The organism is Streptomyces sp. NPDC104313 (assembly GCF_055583985.1).
In genome coordinates this window covers 625,622-643,912 of the sequence record NZ_JBVJMW010000004.1, presented here as the reverse complement: position 1 = coordinate 643,912, position 18,291 = coordinate 625,622, and the positions used below count along the sequence as shown (strand labels likewise).

Below are 18,291 nucleotides of genomic sequence, written 5' to 3'. Positions count from 1 at the left end.
CACCATCCCCTCAGGGCCCCGCCTCCCCAAAGCGGCATGGAGCTCACCAGCACCACCATCACCCCATCTTCCGAACGGAGTTGAATCATGAGTGGATGCGGCTGCGGGCAGTCCCCGATCACCATCGGCGGCTGTCAGCCCTCCAAGCCTGCCTGCCCTCCCGTGGCGTGTCCCGGCTCCAAGCCGTGCGAGCACTGCGAGACGACCCCCCTGCGCGACTCCGCGCCGTACCGGGTCGCGGCGACCGCGATCAGCACCGACCCGACGCCCTACTACACCATCGCCAACACCCACGCCGCACTGGACCCTGTCGTCGCCCAGACCATCCTGAGCAGCGGCACAGGAAGGTTCCCGGCCGACGACGGTACGCACAACGGCCAGCACACCTGGCTCGCCGGCGTCGTGCACATCGACCCCGCGTCGCTGCGCGGCAACCCCACCGGCGTCACGATCAGCGCCACGGTCCATGTCCACAACGACGGCAGGAACACGGCCTGCCGACTCTACGGCCGCTTCGCTCTGTGGAACGGCGCGAACCCGGTCCACACCGATCTCCTGGGCCCACCCGATCTACCGGCGGGTGGGGACGACAACGGCGTCATCCCACCGACCACCGTGCCCCTCGCGGATGTCCTGGCGGGAAAGATCGTCGTCGAGCTCAACCTGGAGACAGGTAACGACGACACCTGCCGAGTCGGCCCCAAGCAGTGGACCGTCGACAGCTTCGTCCTCACCGTCCAGGCGTCCGCCCCGGGTTGTGGCAGACCGTTCCTCCGGACGACCTGCCGCAACTGCGACGGCGCGGTCACTTGCACGACCGACACCCTTGACGGCTCGACTCCCTACGCCCCGGTCCCACCGGTCGTCCCGGTCGCCTCCTGCCAGGATGGCTGCGCCACCGCCCTCCCTCCATGCATCTCCACCGACCGGGGCAACGCCATCACCCGGGGCAGCGACGGATGTCTGTACGCGCCCGACACACCTGCTCTGGACCCGTCCCCGTGCAATGCCGCACGCAACACGACCGGTGGGCTACTCGTGCCGCGGATCGACCTGACGGGTCTCGCTCCTGGCGGCAACAGCAGCACCGAACGGTCGGTGGACATCGATATCACCAGGACGCCCGGCTGCCCTGAGAGGTGGGAGATCGGCGCCCGCCTCACGCCGGTGAGCGCATTCCTCAATTCCGAGCGTCAGCACGCCGACCTCCTGGCCCGGGCCGGTACCGACGTGCCGATTCCCGAGTCGGACATCGTGCTCCCGGAAGCCGGCGTCTACCACATCGACAGCGACGTACGGTACGCGCTAGGTTCCGCCACCGGCGGCAGCGGCTACATCATCGGCTGGCTCAGGGACGAGACCACGGACACCCTCCTGACGAGCTTCACCCAGATCGCGGCGATCAACGCGGCGAGACAGGAGCAGCAAGGCGGAACCACACACATCATGACCGAGTACATGGTCGCCTCCGGCCCCCGGACGGTTCGCCTGCATCTGATGTTCGTCCTCACCGGCGGCAAGATCACCGACGCCGAGGCCGGCGGCACCGACAGCAATGGCGCAACCCGGATGCGCTTCCTCAAAGTAAGGGATTAGGACGTCGCCGCGTTCGATGGGTGGGCTTCAGCCGAGTGACGGTGTCGCGCTCACCGACGCAGTCGACAGGCCCTAGGAGGGCCAGGAGTCGGCCGCCGGGTCCTCGCACAGCAGCCGCAGCGCCTTCTCCCGCAGCCGCTGCCGGTGCTCGGGGTCGGTGGCCCGGTCTGCGGCACGGCTCAGTTCCTCGGCGCGTTCACGGGTGCGGCGGACCCGCTCCATCGGAGTGTCGTACAGGTTCATGGAATGTCCTCCGTCATCGGTCCTCCGTCGGCAACCAACGTCGCGTGCGCGTCCGGAGCCCCAGCGTCACCGGAGTCCGCCCGGTCCGCATCTCGTGCGGCTACGTTCGGTGACGGAGGGAGGGGCGGTTGCACTCCTCGACGGTCTGGAACGTCGCGCCCGGGATCACGTTGCGGCCGGGGATCCTCCGTTCGACCCGTTCGACCCGTTCGACCCGTTCGACCCGTTCGACCCGCTCGGCGTGCTGCCCGTGCCCCGCTGCGCGGAGCAGTCGTACGGCGTCGTCGAGCGCGAGGTCGGCGCTTCCGGTGAGCTGATGGGAGTCGTAGAAGGCGCCGCGGGCACTCCCGACGGTGTTCAGCGCCTCCGAAAGGGCCCCAAGTGCCTCGACGGTCGCCTCGCTCACGTCTGCGGGTCGTGCCTCGGATCGGGCGTCCGGGATTCGGGGTTCATGGGATCCCTTGTGCGATGACCGACGAGGGCGATGGCCTACGGAGGCAAGCGTGGCGGAGGCGAGCGCGGCGGGCGGAAGACGTCCCGCCCGCCGCGCCGCGCCGGACCGCGCGCGGACGGGAGGGTCAGCCCTCGTCGTCGCCCTCCTCGCCCTCGAAGGCGTCGCCGATCTCGTCGATGACTTCGGCGGCGACCATGCCACCGACGACGCCGACGGCCGCGCCGGCCGCGACCCCGGCCACCACCGCACCCGCGCCGGGACCCGCCCGGTGCTGGGCACCGTGGTGTTCGGTGCCCGAGGGCGGCGTCGCACGGCTCTCGTGACCGGCGATGACCTCCTTGAGCCAGGCATCGACCTGGGCGTTCCAGTCGGTGTGCGGGACCGCGTGGTGGGAGGCGGTGAAGCGGTGGACCGTGTCGTGGCCTTCGGAGAACAGTCCGGCGCGCTTGTCCGCCTCGATCACGACCTCCAGACCGCCCGGCGCGGCGATGAAGGTCACCTCGATCTCATTGACGGCATGCGCGTGACCGGCCGGCGGGAGGATCTCGATCTCCTGGTAGCAGGGCAGCTGCTGACCGGTGCCGCGGATGTGTCCGAGCTCCAGGTCGGCCGCCCTGAACGCGTAACCGAGCTGCCCGAAGGACTCCAGGATCGCTTCCTGCACGGGCAGCGGTCCCACCGCGAGCGCGTCGAGGTCGCCCTTGTCCCGCGCTCCCGCGACCTCCAGCTCCGTCCGGATGCCCAGCACGGGGCCGAGGTGCTGGCCGTGGAGCTCGGTGATCGGTGTCTCCCACGGCAGGGTGACGGCGAACGGAACCATGTGCTCGGCCTCCTCCGCCAGCCGGAATCCGCCGCCGACGGTGAACCGTTCGAGGACGACCGTGCCCTCTTGCTCCTCGTCCTGGCCCTCCATCTCGACCCGAGCGACGAGGAGGAGCGAGATCCGGTCGACCGTCACGTCCGATCCGCCACCCCGCAGGCGGACCTCTCCGGTGAGGAGACCCCCGGGCAGGGCAGGGCCGGGCTCCAGAACGGTGTCGACCGAGGGTCCGCCGACCCCGAGGGCTCCGAGCAACTTCTTGAACACCATGTGCGGCGTCCGCTCCTTCTGTGGATGAATGATCTCTACGGATGGGTGATCTCTGTGGATGGGTGATCGAGGGTGCGTGAGCCACCTCGCCGGGCAGAACCTCCCGTGAAGCAAAGGGTTTCCCAAGCAAGCGACCACTACGCACAGTTCCGGCCATCAAGGTCGCGGATGATGTGACCGTCCGGGGCGGCACTCCGTGTGACACCCGCCACTCCCCATTGCTTTGCGCTCCCTTTACTATCTATGGGGCGGGTTCACACCCGTTCTTCCACCGTCGAACCCGACGACCCGAACAGAGAAGGAGCTGCGCACCGCAATGGGTGAGCCTCCCAGTACGAACCGTGTCATCCCTGATCCCACGCACCAGGGGACGGAGGTGACACGGTGAGCGAAGTGGCCCTTCTTCTTCTCGCCCTCGCGCTGACACTGGCCTGTGCGGTGTTCGTCGCGGCCGAGTTCTCACTCACGACCATCGAGCGCAGCGAGCTCGAACGCGCTGTGAAGGCCGGGGAGCGTGGCGCCGAGAGCGCGCTCAAGGCAGCCAAGCGGCTCACCTTCCAGCTCTCGGGGGCCCAGCTCGGCATCACCGTGACCTCCCTGGTCATCGGCATGCTGGCCGAGCCGTCCCTCGCGGTGCTGCTGCGCGGCCCGCTGGAGGCTGTGGGACTTCCGGCAGGCGCCGTGTCCACGGTCGCCACCCTCCTCGGTGTGGCCTTCTCCACCGTGGTCCTCATGGTCATCGGTGAGCTGGTCCCGAAGAACTGGGCGATCTCCAGCCCGCTCACGGTGGCCAAGGTCGTCTCGACCCCGCAGCGGGCCTTCACGGCCTGCTTCGCTCCGCTGATCCGGCACCTCAACAACACCGCGAACCGTTTTGTGCGCCGCCTGGGCCTGGAGCCGGCCGAGGAGCTGGCCTCGGCCCGTACGCCACAGGAACTGATCGCGCTCGCTCAGCACTCCGCCCGCGAGGGAGCCATCGAGCAGGACTCGGCCGAGCTGTTCGTCCGCACCCTGCACCTGGCGGAGCTGTCCGCCGAGAACGTGATGACGCCGCGCGTCGACGTCCGGGCGCTGGAGGCGCACGCCACCGCCGCCGACGCCGCCAACCTCACGCTGGCCACCGGCCTGTCCCGCTTCCCGGTCTACCGGGACAGCCTGGACGAGGTCATCGGCACGGTCCACATCCGCGACGTGCTCGCCCTGGACGAGTCCGAGCGGGCCAGGACCCCGGTCACGACGCTGGCCACCGAGCCGCTGCTGGTCCCCGACTCGCTGCCCGTCGACCGGCTGCTCGCGCAGTTGCGCAAGCACCGGACGATGGCGGTGGTGATCGACGAGTACGGCGGTACGGCGGGGGTCGCCACCGTCGAGGACATCGTCGAAGAGGTCGTCGGCGAGGTCCGCGACGAGCACGACCCGCATGAGCGTCCCGACCTCGCACCGGCCGAGCCACTCGGCGACGGGCGCCCGGTCTGGGAGGCCGAGGGCAGCATCAGGCTGGACCAGCTCGACCGGATCGGTTTCGGCGCGCCGGAAGGCCCCTACGAGACGCTTGCCGGCCTGCTCGCCAACCAGCTGGCCCGCATTCCGGTCCGTACGGACCGGGTGGAGGTCGGCGGCTGGCAGTTCGACGTGCTCGACATCGAGCACCACCGGGCCGACCGGGTCCGGATCAGCGCGCCCGCACCGGCGCCGGCCCTTGTGGAGGAGGACGCCCGATGACCGCTGTCCAGCTCGCCATCGGCGCGCTCACCCTCCTCACCAACGCGTTCTTCGTGGGCGCGGAGTTCGCCCTCATCTCGGTCCGCCGCAGTCAGATCGAGCCGCAGGCCATACGGGGCAGCCGACGCGCGAAGAGCGCCCTGTGGGGCCTGGAACACCTGTCGGCCGCCATGGCCACCGCGCAGCTCGGCATCACCATCTCCTCCCTGGTGCTGGGCGCTGTCGCGGAGCCGGCCATCGCCCATCTGCTGGAACCGCCGTTCGACGCGGTCGGCGTACCGGAGGCGCTGGTCCACCCGATCGCCTTCGTGATCGCGTTGACGCTGGCGACGTATCTGCACATGCTCATCGGCGAGATGATCCCGAAGAACATCGCGCTGGCGGCCCCCGTCGCCACCGCGCTGGCGCTGGGGCCGTCCCTGGTCGGCCTGACCCGGGCGCTGCGCCCGGTCATCTTCGGCATCAACGCCTTCGCCAACATGCTGCTGCGGTTGCTCAAGGTCGACCCCAAGGACGAGGTCGCCTCGGTGTTCACCGACGACGAGCTCGTGCGGCTGGTCAAGGACTCCAGCGACGCCGGGCTGCTGGCCCCCGCCGACGGGGAGCGTCTGCGGGACGCGCTGGAGCTCGGGACCCGGCCGGTCGGCGAGGTGATGGTCCCGCTGAACCGGACCGTCACCGTCGACCTGGGCATCACCCCACAGGGTCTGGAGCGGGCCGCCGTCGCCTCGGGGTTCTCCCGGCTGCCGGTCACCGGACCCGACGACGGGCTGCTGGGCTACTTCCACATCAAGGACGCCCTCGGTGTCACGGAGCGCGCCAAGGCACTGCCCACGAGCGCCCTCCACCCCGTCATCCGGGTCGAGATCGACACTCCGCTCGACGACACCCTCACCGCGATGCGTGCCGCCGGTACGCATCTCGCGGCGGTCGCCGGGGGCAAGGGCACGGTCATCGGCTTCGTGACCATGGAGGACGTACTGGACGAGCTGGTGGGGGCCGCCGCGGTCTGACCGGCCCGGCGGTGAACGCCACCGCGTGAAGCGGAAGAAGAGGCGGCCCGTCGCACGACGGGCCGCCTCTTACTCTCTTCCCGGCGGAGGGCGCTACCGGTCCCGCCCGAGCGCGTAAGCTCGGCAAATGGCCAAGTACTTCGACGTGCACCCCGCAAATCCTCAGCCCCGCACCATCAGCACGGTGGTCGACAGCATCCGGTCCGGCGCGCTCGTCGCCTATCCGACCGACTCGTGCTACGCACTGGGCTGCCAGTTGGGCAACCGTGACGCCCTCGGCCGGATCCGGTCGATCCGGAACCTCGACGACAAGCACCACTTCACGCTGGTGTGCCACGACTTCGCGCAGCTGTCGCAGTTCGTCCGCGTGGACAACGACGTGTTCCGGGCGGTCAAGGCGGCGACGCCCGGCAGCTACACCTTCATCCTTCCGGCGACGAAGGAGGTTCCCCGCCAGTTGCTGCACCCGAAGAAGAAGACGGTCGGCGTGCGCATCCCCGACCACGTCGTGACCCAGGCGCTGGTCGCCGAGCTCGGCGAGCCGTTGCTCTCCAGCACCCTGCTGCTGCCGGACGAGGAGGAGCCGCTGACGCAGGGCTGGGAGATCAAGGAGAGGCTCGACCACGAGGTGGACGCCGTCATCGACTCGGGCGACTGCGGAACCGAACTGACCACGGTCATCGACTTCTCCGGCGACGAGCCCGAGATCGTGCGCCGCGGAGCCGGGGACACGTCCCGCTTCGAGTAGCCCGTACGGCGGGGCCCGCCGCGCCGGTCGCCCGTCCGCCCCCGCCGCCCATGACCGGGGAGACTGGTGGGCGTGACAGGTGAGCGACTGCGGTTCGACGGCTGGATCGCCGGTGTGGGTACCGCCTCGGGCACCCGGCTGGTGGTCGGCCACTGGCCGGGTTCGCCATTCGGGGCGTTCAGCGACGTCATGGTCGAGCATCCCGACGGCGAACGGGTCCTGCTGGCCCCGTCCCGGCGGATCGCGGACTTCGTGGCCGCCACATACCGCTTCGACCGTATCGAGGTGGTGCCCGTGGCCGTCAGTATCGCCGGCGACACCTGGCTCGTCGAGGCCGGACCGCTGCGTCTGCGGCTGCGGACAGGACGCCGTTCCGCCCTCGGCCTGATGCTGTCCGCCGTACCGGCCCCGCTCGCCCGCAGCCCGGTCTGGGCCGCGCTGTGCGACGCGTGCCGGCCCGGTTGCTGATGCCCGGCGTACGCACCCTGGGCCGCGCGGGTCCGGGGCGGCGTGAGTGGTACGGGGCGCGGGGGCTGCGGCCGGTCGTGGCCGCCGACGCCGTGCTGGACGGGGCGAGCCTGGGGCGGCTCACGCCGCTCGATCCGCCGGTCGCCTTCGGGTTCGGTTCCGCGCCGCGCGCCCCCTCCCTGGTGCGTGTCACCACAACGGTGGAACTCGGGTCCGCCGGGCGGTGAGGCCCTTCTCGGCCCTCGGGGAGGGCGCGGGAACCATTTCGGGAGCGGCTTCGGTTCGCCGTCGGCAGGGGCGGGCCGGGGATGCGAGGGTGCGGGGCGCGTCGCAGGGTGGACCCATGGCACATCCCCCGATCGTCATCCACCGTCCGACCCCCTCGGGCGGCCGCCGGGTGACCGTGCACTACGAGGGCCGGGACGAGATACTCGGGCTGGCCCACAGCGACCACGACGTGATCGTGTTCCTGAACGAGGCCGGCCTCGAGGAAGCGGACCGGATCCTCGACAACCCGGTCTGGGTGGAGTGGCGGGGCGGGCGGGCCCACCACTACGAGGCGGCCTGAGAGGCCGCGCCGCACCCGCCCTATCTCTTGGGCATGCCCTTCGCCGCCCCTCAGCGGCCCCGGGCCCACGGATCTCCGTTTACCCCGCGCAGCCCGTCGAGGATGGCCGAAACCGTCTCCTCGGGTGTCTGACCGGATGTGTCCAGCCACAGGCCGATACGGGGCGTCCCCCTCCGCAGATGGGCGTCGAACGCTTCGACAGTCCACTCCCCGTACCCCGTCTTCGCCCGCGTCTCCTCTCGCTCGCGCACGGTTGCGGGCGAGGGGGCGAGCACGACGACGTGGAACGGGCGGGTGCGAACCCTGGCGACGTAGCGGGGCAGGTCCTCGCCGAGGACGATGTCCTGGACGACGGCCGTCCAGCCGTCGTCCGCATAGACGTCGGCCACCTGTGCCGAGAGCCGCTGGCGCAGGTCGAGCTGGCTCCGTGCCTCCTCCGCCTCGTCGAGTGTCATCTCCGCGCGGCCCGAGACGATCATGCGGCGGAACACGTCTCCGCGCACATGGACCGCGCGGTGCAGGCTCTCCGCCAGGAGCTGGGCGACGGTGGACTTCCCCGCGGCCATCACACCGGTGATCAGTACGACACAGGGGCCGAGGTCAGTGCTCATCCGCTTCTCCTCATCCTTCGATCGTGCGGTCGGTGTCACGCCGTACCCGTCGGAGTGGAATCCGGGCTCCCAAACCGTACGCGGACCTCCTCGGCATCGGTCTCGCGCAGTGCTTCGTCCAGCAGGATCCAGCGAGTGATGCCCACGGATTCCAGGAACGGCAGATCGTGGCTGGCGATGACGAGCGCGCCCTCGTAGGACTCCAGGGCACTCGTCAGCTGCCGCACGCTGGCAAGATCGAGGTTGTTCGTCGGCTCATCCAGCAGAAGCAGCTGCGGGGCGGGGGCGGCGAGCATCGTCGCCGCGAGGGCTGCTCGGAAGCGTTCGCCGCCCGAGAGGGTGCCCGCCGGTTGCTCCGCGCGGGCCCCCTTGAAGAGGAACCGGGCGAGCTGGGAGCGGATCTGATTGTCGGTGGTGCCCGGGGCGGTGCGGGCGACATTGGCGGCGACGCTCAGTTCGTCGTCAAGGACGTCCAGCCGCTGTGGGAGGAACTTCAGTGGCACTGCGGCCGTGGCCTCCCCGGTGGTCGGCGCGAGCTCTCCGGTGAGCGCCCGCAGCAGGGTCGTCTTGCCCGCACCGTTGCGCCCGACCAGGGCGATGCGTTCGGGTCCCTTCACCTGGAGACTGCCCTCGCGCAACCGTCCGTAGGGGAGGCTCAGGTCCCGTACCGTCAGGACGGTGCGGCCCGCGGGCACTGCGGTGTGGGGCAGGCTCACCTTGATCTCGGCGTCCCGGCGCATGGCTTCGGCGGCTTCCTCCCTGCGCTCGCGGGCATCGTCGAGGCGGTCCTCGTGCAGGCCTCGCAGCCGGTCCCCGGATTCCTGGGCCGAGCGTTTGCGTTCCCCGGCGACGATGCGCGGGGCCTTCCGCTGGCCGTCCAGCTTCTTGTCGTGGCGTTGGCGCCGGGCCACTTTGATCCGGGTCTCCTCCAGTTCGCGCTGCTGGCGACGTACGTCGGCGTCAGCGGCGCGCAGCATCCTCCCGGCGGCCTCCTGCTGGGTGGCGAGAGCCTCCTGGTAGGCGGACCAGCCGCCTCCGTACCAGCTGACCGAGCCCGATCGCAGTTCGGCGATGCGGTCGACCCGCTCCAGCAGTTCCCGGTCGTGGCTGACGACGATCAGGATCCCGGTGCGCCAGGAGTCGACGGCTTCGTAGAGTCTGCGGCGGGCGAACAGGTCCAGGTTGTTGGTCGGCTCGTCGAGGAGCAGGACGTCGGGGCGCTCCAGGAGCAGCGCGGCCAAGCGCAGCAGGACGGTCTCGCCGCCGGACAACTGCCCGACGGTGCGGTCGAGTTCGATGCCGCCGAGCCCGAGGGAACCGAGGGTGGCCAGGGCGCGCTCCTCGACGTCCCAGTCATCGCCGACCGTCTCGAAGTGCTCCTCCCGTACGTCTCCGGACTCGATGGCGCGCAGGGCGGCACGCCGTTCGGCGATACCGAGGGCCGCGTCGACCCGGAGGCCGGTGTCCAGGGTGATGTTCTGGGGCAGGTGGGCGAGGTTGCCGCCGACCGTGACGGACCCCTCCGAGGGGTGCAGGAGTCCGGCGAACAGGCGCAGCAGAGTCGACTTGCCGGCGCCGTTGGCTCCGGCCAGACCGGTGCGGCCCCGGGGGACGGTGAGGGACAGTCCGTCGAAGACGGTCGTGCCGTCGGGCCACCGGAAGGTGAGGTTGGAGGCTGCCACGGAGGCGCTGGGCGCGGTGGGATGGCTCATGGTGGTTCTCGCAGTCGGAAGCAGAAGGAACGGGGGGCTTCGTATGCGAACAGCACGCGGCGACCCGGCCGGAGCCGGAAGGTGGTGGGAGGAACAGTCCTGCGAAGGTGAGGGACGGCTCAGCACCGAGGTCGCATCCACGCGGAAGCCACGGACGGCAGAGATGCCGACAGCGTCGTGACCGTGTACGGGCCAGGGCCGTACCGCGCGATGATCGCGGACCTCAGATGCGCAACGTCCACCTCTATCGGAGACAACAGGACCCGATCAGCGTAGCCGAGGATCTTGCCGGGCGTCGAGGGGCTTTGTTTCAGGGAGCGTTCCGCGGTGCCGGGGCAGGGGACGTGGCGGACACGGAGGTCTCCCGGTTCTCTGCCGGGTCCGCCGGGTCCGCGGGACCCCGCCGGCCGGGCAGCCGGACGCCGGGCGGCACGACGGGGGTCCGCCGGAGCGCGAGGGTGCCGAGGACGGCGGCGAGCCCGGCCAGGGCGAATCCGTAGGGCGGGGTGGCGCCCATGGGATGGGTCTCGTACACCAGCGCCGCCGAGAGCACGATCAGGACGGCGGAGAGGCGGCCGTACTGTTCGGTCGCGGCGACGACGGCCATGCCCCACAGCAGGTACCAGGGCTGGACCATGGGCGAGAGGGCGACCAGGACGAGCAGCGAGAGGCCCAAGGCGTGGGCCGGCGTCATCCCGCCCCGCATCGCACGCCGGGCCAGCACGACGATCACGCCGAGCGCGACCGCCAGGCCCAGTGTCTGGACAGCGGATTTGACCGTTTCCGCGTCGACGCCCAGGAACAGCTGGGCCAGTTCCCCCAGTCCCAGGCCGACGTCGCTGGTGACGGAGAGCGCGGTGTGAATGTTCGCGGCGACGCCCTGGGTGTGAAGCCAGCCGAAGCCGGTGCCGCTGATCAGCGTGGCCCCTCCGGCGACCGCGCAGGCGATCAGGCCGGGCGCGAGCAGTCCCTTGGCCCAGCGGCGCCATTGGGGGCCGGTCGCGGACGCGTGCACGAGAACCCCGATGAACAGGAGTGCCACGGCCGCCGGTGACTTCACCATCATGGCGAGGCCGACCAGAGCGCTGCCCGCGATCCATCTGCCGCGCAGGGCGATCACCAGGCCGGCGAGCATCAGGCCGATCATCAGCCCGTCGTTGTGCACGCCGCCGACCACGTGCATCAGCAGCAGCGGGTTGAGCGCTCCCAGCCACAGGGCGCGACTCTCGCTGCGGCCGTGTTCGCGCGCCAGGCGGCGCAGGGACCAGACGATCAGAGCGAGGGAGAGGAGCGCGACGACGCGCATGGCGAGGACGGCGGGGACGATCGTCGCGCCGGTGATCCAGGCCACGGCCGCCGAGAGCAGCAGGAAGAGCGGTCCGTACGGGGCCGGGGTGTCGCGCCAGTGGTTGCCGACGCTCGCGGCTGCGTCACCGCCGATTCCGCCGGGGTCCAAGGCGGAGGGGCCGACGGTGTAGACGTCGTGCCCTTCGAGGACCATCGCGCCCTGGGCGATGTAGCTGTAGACATCGGCGCTGTAGAGCGGGGGCGCGAGCAGGAACGGGGCCGCCCACCAGGCGAGGGTGACGAGGGTCTCGCGGACGGTGGAGGCGGCCTTGCCGTACTGCCACCAGGCCACGACCAGCACGGTCAGGCCCATGTAGGCGAGGACGGCCGCCGCCGCCTTCGTGGCGGACCCGTGGTCGGTCCACAGGCCCCAGGGGTCATGGACCGGCAGCTTTCCGGCGAACCAGCCGCCGACGACGATCGCCACAGATCCTGCCGCACCCAGCCGACGGTGCCCGACCGCGCTCAAAGCCCACATGACCGGTCAACCTATCGTGCGGGCCGGGCCCCGCCCGCAGCCCCTCCCCCGGCTTTGCCCGGCACCCCGGGGGCGGCACCGCGCCGCATCCGGCCCCGGCCGGTCGTGGGGCCGTGCCGCGCGACGGGGTTCAACGCAGCGCCCACGTAGATCCGTTGGTGCTCGGGCACGCGCGCGTGGCACGCCTCACCCGTAGCCAAGGGGCGTAGCTCAGCGGCCAGAGCGGCGGTCTCCACAAGCGAATGTCGCAGGTTCGATTCCTGCCGCCCCTGCCGTCACCCCCGGCCTTTCACCGCACGTCGCCGCGCCAGTCCCACTGGTGACCGTCCGGCGACCGCGGTCCGTACTCGGCACGCCCTCCTGGCCCGTAGGCGCCGATCTCGGTGACCAGCCCGACGCCGTCGCGCAGATCCGCCTCGCCCCAGCCGGTGACGTCGAGCAGCAGCCCGTCCAGTGGGCCGCCCACCAACTCCCGGTAGTCGTGCCCCGGCCTCGGCCCGGGGCGGGGGTCGTCGTGGTCGGTGCCGTACACCCGTCGCTGCCTCATCAGCTCGTCCATGCGGGCAGCATCCCACCGGGCACTGACAACGGCTCGGTACGAGGGTCCATCCGGCCAACGTCAGCCGCCCGCCCGAGACCCCCCGCCGGGGCGGATCCGCGGGGCGGTGGCCGCTGGAAATGGGTGCGCGCCCACCCGTCGGCCGTGACACGCTCCACCGATGGCCCTCCCACCACGACTGATCCCGCTGCTGGAGCAGTTCGACTTCGCCTGCGAGCGTCTCCTCGCCCGCCTGGCAGGTCCCGTCATGGACAGCGGCAACGGCGTCGGCATCGACGTCACTCCGCTCGGTGATGACGAACACCTCTGGGAACCCGTGCCCGACTGCTGGTCCGTACGCCGTCGCGGCGACGGCCCCGGGGCGCGGGCGAGCGCTCTGACGGGAGCCGGGGACTGGGGGCGGGACTCGGCGGACTCCCCGCATCCCTTCCCTCCGCCGTTCACCACCATCGCGTGGCGTCTGAGCCATCTCGCCGAGATGCTCACCCTCCGTGCCGACCACACCTGTGGCGACAAGGTGCTCAGGCGCGACAGCTACCGCACTCCGGGGGACGCCGCCGGGGCGGTGGCCGCCTTCGAGACCTCGTCCGCCGCCTGGCGCGAAGCCCTGCTCGCCACCGACGACGCGGCCCTGGACACCGTCGGCCACAGCACGTATCCGAACGGCAGCGACGCCGAGGATCTCTTCGTCGACATCGTCTGGTGGGTCAACCAGGAGGTGCTGCACCACGGTGCCGAGATCGCCCTGCTCCGCGATCTGTACCGCGCCCGGCCGTCCTGAGCGGCGCCCCGCCGGCCGGCGAGTACGCGAAAGCTTCCGCAGTCGCCGCTCAGGGTCGCCCGCCCTATGATTCAGGGACATAACGCACCGCGGAGCGACACATGAACCGGCGTCGGACTCCCCGCTCGGCTACCGCCGAAGACCTGCTCAACACCCTCCAGAACCTCACTGCCCGCGCTCGGCGCGAGGTGGAGCTGCACCAGGCCAGGGTGGAGCTCGCGCAGGCGCTCCAGCGCGACATGCTTCCGGCGGCCCTGCCAACGGTCCCCGGTCTCCAGTCCGCGGCACGCTATGCGCCCGCCCGCCACGGTCTGGACATCGGCGGTGACTGGTACGACGGTTTCCCGCTCGCGGACGGGGCCCTCGGGTTCGCCATCGGCGACGTGCAGGGTCACGATGTCGAGGCCGCCGCCTTCATGGGGCAGGTCCGTATCGCGATGCGGGCGATCGCGGGCACGGCGTCCGACCCGGGAGAGGTCCTGGGCCGGACGAACGATCTGCTGGTGTCCGTGGACTCGGGCCTCTTCGCGACCTGTACCTTCATGCGTCTGGACCCGGCGACCTGGGAACTGCACAGCGCACGGGCCGGGCACGTGGCCTGCGTGTGGGCCACCACGGAGGGGCGGTCCGGCGTCACGGAGGACCCGGGCGGCATGCCGCTGGGCATCGAGCCCGGCGAGGGCTATCCCGTCACCCGGCGCACCCTCGACTCCGACGGGGCGATCGTGCTGCTCACCGATGGGGTCGTCGAGGGGCCGTCGCTGCTCATCGAGGACGGCCTGGAGCGAGTACGGCAGCTGGTCGCCGCGCACGCCGGGGCGAGCGCGGCGCGCCTTGCCGACGAGGTCCTGGGCGCGGCGGAGGTGACGGGACACGAGGACGATGCCGCCGTACTGGTCCTGCGGCATGCCGCAGCCCGCCGCGGACCACGGTGACGCCTGACCGTACCGCGCGTGTCACCTGCCGAGTCCAGCGGCGGTCGGTGTCTGATGAGTGGTGTGATCCGCACCGGAGAAGCCAGACGTCGGACCGTGTACGTGGCGCAGATCCTGGGCGTGGCCGGCGCCTACTACCTGGCGGGGCATCTAGGGCTGATGCGCCAGGTCGTCGTGGACGGTGCGGTCGTCACTCCGCTGTGGCCGCCCACCGGGATCGCACTGGCCGCCCTGCTGTGCCTGGGCGTCCGCGTCTGGCCGGGCATCGCGCTGGGCACACTCGTCACGGTCTCCGAGATCGGCGACGCGTTCACCGTGAGCCGTCTGGCCATCGTGTTCGGCAACACGGTCGCCCCGCTCGCCTCGTACGCACTGTTGCGGAGGGTCGGCTTCCGCAGCGAGCTGGTCCGACTGCGGGACGGGGTCTGCCTGGTCTTCCTCGGCGCGTTCGCGGGGATGCTGATCAGCGCCACCATCGGGAGTTTCACGCTGCTGCTCGACGGCAAGGTTCCACCGGGACGGTTCTGGCTGGTCTGGTCGTCCTGGTGGGCGGGGGACGCGATGGGGGTCCTGGTGGTCGCCCCCGTGCTGCTGGTCCTGCGCGGGGTGCGGTGGCCCCGCCCGTCCGACCGGTGGCTGGAGGCGACGGTCCTCGCGGTCGTCGTGGTCGTGACATCACTGATCGCCACACGCAGCTCACTGTCGATGATCTATCTGGTGTTCCCGGTGATCATCTGGGCGGCGCTGCGCTTCCAGCTGCCCGGCAGCGCTCCGTGCGCCCTGGTCGTCTCGGTGCTCGCCATCGTTGCCGGTACGGATGCCGTGGGGCCGTTCGCCGGGCACAGCCTGATGGAGATCATGGCCAATCTCTCCCTGCTCAACGGAAGCGTCGCGCTCACCGCGCTGCTCCTCGGGGCCGTCGTCGCGGAGCACAAGAACATCCGCCGCGAGACGGAATACGCCGTCGAGGAGCTGGAGGCCCTGGTGGAGCAGTTGGCGCCGCTGTCGGGGCCGGCCGCGGCGCGGTACGAGGACAGGCAGCGACCACACGGCTCCCTCGACGACGGCCCCCACCCGGACCACCGGTAGCGCGCAGGGCGCGCCGGTGCCTCGAAGGGCGGGAGCGCCACCGTCAGTACGGCAGGGGGCGGCCGGACGGGGTGCGTAGATCCAGCGGCGGCGGCCCCGAAGGGGGCGGGGGACGACGGACGACGACTCGGATGCGGCCCATTGCCACCACCTCCTCCTGGTCAACCGGTATGTGCCCAGTCGGCGCGGCTTCACACTTCCCGCCCTCGTCCGTCCCACCTGTCGGCGTCCTCGCCGTCCCCCGGCTCGGATGCGGTCGGTGCCCGGTGCGGTGACCCTTGAGCTGGGGGCGCAGAGTCGACAAGGAGGACGCATGTCCGCACTGGACAAGATCAAGAGGATGCTCAAGGGCCACGAGGAGCAGGTCGGCAAGGGCATCGACAAGGCCGGCGACATGGTCGACGACCGTACGAAGGGCAAGTACAAGGGTCACGTCGACACCGGCCAGGACAAGCTCAAGCAGCAGCTCGGGGCGGACCGCGACCAGGACGGGCCGCCCCGCGCCTGAGCCGCCCGGCCGGTGACCGGACAGTCGCCGCCCGGCCGCCGTCCGCCCCGCGCACCGGTCCGGGCCACGGATCGCTTTCTGTGGCACGGACCGGTGCGCGAAGTATGTCGGGACCGGCGTGCGCATGGACACCACGGGGACCGACAGGACCCGGTGGCGGAGAGCGGCGGCAAAGATGTCCTGGGTTGCCCGCCGGATTCTTGTTATCGTCCCGCCCGCACAACGTCTCCCGAGTGTGGGAAGTGACAGCACCGGACCCCGGAAGAGTGAGCACAGCATGGGCAAGGATCACCCGACGGTCTTGATCGCGGCGGCGCAGGGCGGCGACCAGCAGGCCAAGGACCAGCTCGTCTCGGCGTACCTGCCGCTGCTGTACAACGTCGTCGGACGTGCGCTGGAAGGTCATGCTGACGTGGACGACGTGGTGCAGGAGACGGTGCTGCGCATGCTCCGCGGCCTGTCCGAACTGCGCGACCCGGAGCGTTTCCGTTCCTGGCTGGTGGCGATAGCCATGAACGAGGTACGCACGCACTGGCGCGACAGCCAGTCCGGTGCGATACCGGCGGACCGGCTGGACGCCGCGTACGACCTGCCGGATCCCCGGGCGGACTTCGTCGAGGTGACCATCCTGGAACTCGGTCTGACCGGCCAGCGCCGCCAGGTCGCGGAGGCGACGCGCTGGCTGGACGAGGACGACCGCGCCCTGCTGTCGCTGTGGTGGCTGGAGACCGCCGGACACCTGTCCCGTGCCGAGGTCGCCGCGGCTCTCGAACTCTCCCCGCAGCACACCGCCGTACGGGTGCAGCGGATGAAGGCCCAACTGGAGACGGCGAGGGGCGTAGTGGGCGCGCTGGCGGCCGAACCGCCGTGCGTGCTGCTGGAGGACATCGCCGTCGGCTGGAACGGCACCCCCTCCGCCCTGTGGCGCAAACGGCTGGCCCGCCACGCCCGCGAATGCACGGTGTGCTCGGGACACCGCTCGGGACTTGTGCCCGCCGAAGGGCTGTTGGTGGGTCTCGCACTGGTCCCGATGGCCGCGGCAGGGACGGCGGCCGCTCCCGAACTGCTCACCACGGCTGCGCGACTCCAGGCGCCCGGTCCTGGCTCGCACGGCGCCGGGGCGGGGCGCGCGGAGCGCAGACGGGTGCAGACACGGCGACGCCGTCGCACATCAGCCATAGCCACCGCGGTCGCGGTCGCCGCGCTCGGCACGGGCGGCGTGGTGGTGCACCTCCACACCGACGGCGACGACCGGGACGCGAGGACCGTCACCGCCGACGACCCGGCCCCCCGCTCCCAGGTACCCACGTCGGCCTCACCGACGTTGTCGCCTACTCCCTCTGCCCCCACGTCCCCGTCGCCCAGCGCCTCCCCGTCTCCGAGTCCCACCCGTACGCCCAAGGCGAAGCCGAAGAACAGCACCCCGCCACCGCCCGCGCCCACCACCGCCACCCCGGTCCCGAAGCCGGACCGGCCGGCGCCCGCACCGCCCGTCTCGGCGGGGACCGCCGGCCAGGTCACCGAACTTGTCAACGCGGAGCGGGCCAAGGAGGGCTGCGGTCCGGTGACCGTCAACAATCAGCTCAACAGCGCCGCGCAACGGCACTCAGCCGACATGGAGGCCAAGGACTACTTCTCGCACACCTCGCAGGACGGCAGGGATCCCGGCGACCGGATGACCGCTGCCGGGTACCAATGGTCCACCTACGGCGAGAACATCGCCAAGGGCCAGCGGACCCCGGCCGACGTGATGCGGTCCTGGATGGACAGCCCGGGCCACCGCGCGAACATCCTCAACTGTTCCTTCAAGGAGATCGGCGTGGGTAAGCAGAATTCGGGTGGCGGTCCGGTGTGGACACAGGTGTTCGGGGCCCGCTGAGTTCGCAGGGACAGGTGGTCACGGCCATCGGCGAGACGCCTCTAGGATGCGGCCATGATCGCTGAAGTGGAGTGCGTGGCACTGGACTGCCCGGACCCGAAAGAACTGGCCGGCTTCTACGCGTCCTTGCTCGGGGGCGAGGTCGACCGCACCGACCGGCGATGGGAGTGCGACGCCGACTGGTCCACGCTGCACACGCCCGGTGGACTCGTCCTCGCCTTTCAGCGGGTGGCCGACCACCGGCCGCCTGGCTGGCCCGGCCAGGATCCGCCCCAGCAGTTCCATCTGGACTTCGGCGTCACCGACCAGGAACGGGCGCACGACGCGGTTCTGGCGGGCGGAGCGTCCCTGCTCGACGCCGGGGACGGGGAACGCAGCTGGCGTGTGTACGCCGATCCGGCCGGGCACCCTTTCTGCCTGGTTCGGAACTGACCCTTCCGGCACCGCACGCGTGCACCCGGCCCGTCCGGGGCGGGTGTCGGCCCGTCCC

At 71.0% G+C, this 18,291-nt stretch carries 18 protein-coding genes, 1 tRNA gene and 1 pseudogene; 13 read left to right on the top strand and 7 right to left on the bottom strand.

What is annotated here, in order from left to right:
* Positions 1 to 87: 87 nt before the first annotated feature.
* Positions 88 to 1,596 (top strand): hypothetical protein, encoded by a 1,509-nt coding sequence (locus ACZ60Q_RS13210; RefSeq protein WP_469632552.1) that lies wholly within the window; start codon positions 88 to 90, stop codon positions 1,594 to 1,596.
* Positions 1,597 to 1,668: 72 nt separating this feature from the next.
* On the opposite strand, the gene ACZ60Q_RS13205 is transcribed toward ACZ60Q_RS13210, so the two are convergent.
* The 3 genes from ACZ60Q_RS13205 to ACZ60Q_RS13195 form a co-directional block, all read right to left on the bottom strand.
* A complete protein-coding gene (locus tag ACZ60Q_RS13205) occupies positions 1,669 to 1,839 on the bottom strand; it encodes a DUF6381 family protein (RefSeq protein WP_469632549.1) in 171 nt (56 codons plus the stop codon).
* A gap of 100 nt (positions 1,840 to 1,939) precedes the next feature.
* Positions 1,940 to 2,245, bottom strand: a complete 306-nt coding sequence (locus ACZ60Q_RS13200) for a hypothetical protein (RefSeq protein ID WP_469632547.1) — start codon at positions 2,243 to 2,245, stop codon at positions 1,940 to 1,942.
* A 172-nt stretch (positions 2,246 to 2,417) separates the two neighbouring features.
* On the bottom strand, positions 2,418 to 3,383 hold the full coding sequence (locus tag ACZ60Q_RS13195; protein WP_469632544.1) for a sporulation protein: 966 nt from the start codon (positions 3,381 to 3,383) through the stop codon (positions 2,418 to 2,420).
* Between the two features lie 384 nt (positions 3,384 to 3,767).
* Here ACZ60Q_RS13195 and ACZ60Q_RS13190 point away from each other — a divergent pair, with 384 nt between their 5' ends.
* The 5 genes and pseudogenes from ACZ60Q_RS13190 to ACZ60Q_RS13170 all read left to right on the top strand — a co-directional run bounded on the left by ACZ60Q_RS13190 (position 3,768) and on the right by ACZ60Q_RS13170 (position 7,902).
* Complete coding sequence (locus tag ACZ60Q_RS13190; protein ID WP_469632542.1) at positions 3,768 to 5,105, top strand: hemolysin family protein; 1,338 nt, start codon at positions 3,768 to 3,770, stop codon at positions 5,103 to 5,105.
* Positions 5,102 to 6,118 (top strand): hemolysin family protein, encoded by a 1,017-nt coding sequence (locus ACZ60Q_RS13185; protein WP_469632539.1) that lies wholly within the window; start codon positions 5,102 to 5,104, stop codon positions 6,116 to 6,118. Before ACZ60Q_RS13190 ends, ACZ60Q_RS13185 begins: the two co-directional genes overlap by 4 nt.
* A 127-nt stretch (positions 6,119 to 6,245) precedes the next feature.
* The gene (locus ACZ60Q_RS13180) at positions 6,246 to 6,866 is read left to right on the top strand and encodes an L-threonylcarbamoyladenylate synthase (protein WP_215109589.1); all 621 of its coding nucleotides are present in this window, start codon (positions 6,246 to 6,248) and stop codon (positions 6,864 to 6,866) included.
* A gap of 72 nt (positions 6,867 to 6,938) precedes the next feature.
* Positions 6,939 to 7,561, top strand: a pseudogene (locus ACZ60Q_RS13175) (hypothetical protein).
* Positions 7,562 to 7,677: 116 nt separating this feature from the next.
* Complete coding sequence (locus ACZ60Q_RS13170; protein ID WP_398597932.1) at positions 7,678 to 7,902, top strand: hypothetical protein; 225 nt, start codon at positions 7,678 to 7,680, stop codon at positions 7,900 to 7,902.
* Between the two features lie 50 nt (positions 7,903 to 7,952).
* On the opposite strand, the gene ACZ60Q_RS13165 is transcribed toward ACZ60Q_RS13170, so the two are convergent.
* The 3 genes from ACZ60Q_RS13165 to mptB all read right to left on the bottom strand — a co-directional run bounded on the left by ACZ60Q_RS13165 (position 7,953) and on the right by mptB (position 12,050).
* A complete protein-coding gene (locus ACZ60Q_RS13165; protein ID WP_469632536.1) occupies positions 7,953 to 8,513 on the bottom strand; it encodes an AAA family ATPase in 561 nt (186 codons plus the stop codon).
* Between the two features lie 35 nt (positions 8,514 to 8,548).
* Entirely contained in the window at positions 8,549 to 10,225 is a 1,677-nt protein-coding gene (locus ACZ60Q_RS13160; protein ID WP_469632533.1) for an ABC-F family ATP-binding cassette domain-containing protein, read from the bottom strand.
* A gap of 310 nt (positions 10,226 to 10,535) precedes the next feature.
* A complete protein-coding gene (mptB, locus tag ACZ60Q_RS13155) occupies positions 10,536 to 12,050 on the bottom strand; it encodes a polyprenol phosphomannose-dependent alpha 1,6 mannosyltransferase MptB (protein ID WP_469632530.1) in 1,515 nt (504 codons plus the stop codon).
* A 199-nt stretch (positions 12,051 to 12,249) separates the two neighbouring features.
* Here mptB and ACZ60Q_RS13150 point away from each other — a divergent pair.
* Positions 12,250 to 12,322: transfer RNA gene (locus ACZ60Q_RS13150), tRNA-Trp, on the top strand.
* A 17-nt stretch (positions 12,323 to 12,339) separates the two neighbouring features.
* Here ACZ60Q_RS13150 and ACZ60Q_RS13145 read toward each other — a convergent pair.
* A complete protein-coding gene (locus tag ACZ60Q_RS13145) occupies positions 12,340 to 12,609 on the bottom strand; it encodes a hypothetical protein (protein WP_469632528.1) in 270 nt (89 codons plus the stop codon).
* Positions 12,610 to 12,769: 160 nt separating this feature from the next.
* On the opposite strand from ACZ60Q_RS13145, the gene ACZ60Q_RS13140 reads away from it, so the two are divergent.
* The 6 genes from ACZ60Q_RS13140 (at position 12,770) to ACZ60Q_RS13115 (ending at position 18,233) form a co-directional block, all read left to right on the top strand.
* Positions 12,770 to 13,390, top strand: coding sequence for a DinB family protein (locus ACZ60Q_RS13140; protein WP_469632525.1), 621 nt, complete (start codon positions 12,770 to 12,772; stop codon positions 13,388 to 13,390).
* A 101-nt stretch (positions 13,391 to 13,491) separates the two neighbouring features.
* Positions 13,492 to 14,325 carry a PP2C family protein-serine/threonine phosphatase gene (locus tag ACZ60Q_RS13135; protein ID WP_469632522.1) on the top strand — a complete coding sequence of 278 codons (834 nt, stop codon included), beginning with the start codon at positions 13,492 to 13,494 and terminating at the stop codon, positions 14,323 to 14,325.
* Positions 14,326 to 14,388: 63 nt separating this feature from the next.
* Positions 14,389 to 15,414, top strand: a complete 1,026-nt coding sequence (locus ACZ60Q_RS13130; RefSeq protein ID WP_469632519.1) for an MASE1 domain-containing protein — start codon at positions 14,389 to 14,391, stop codon at positions 15,412 to 15,414.
* Positions 15,415 to 15,727: 313 nt separating this feature from the next.
* Positions 15,728 to 15,922, top strand: a complete 195-nt coding sequence (locus ACZ60Q_RS13125; RefSeq protein ID WP_469632516.1) for an antitoxin — start codon at positions 15,728 to 15,730, stop codon at positions 15,920 to 15,922.
* A gap of 277 nt (positions 15,923 to 16,199) precedes the next feature.
* A complete protein-coding gene (locus ACZ60Q_RS13120; protein ID WP_469632514.1) occupies positions 16,200 to 17,801 on the top strand; it encodes a sigma-70 family RNA polymerase sigma factor in 1,602 nt (533 codons plus the stop codon).
* A gap of 54 nt (positions 17,802 to 17,855) precedes the next feature.
* Positions 17,856 to 18,233 carry a VOC family protein gene (locus ACZ60Q_RS13115; RefSeq protein WP_469632511.1) on the top strand — a complete coding sequence of 126 codons (378 nt, stop codon included), beginning with the start codon at positions 17,856 to 17,858 and terminating at the stop codon, positions 18,231 to 18,233.
* Positions 18,234 to 18,291: the final 58 nt, after the last annotated feature.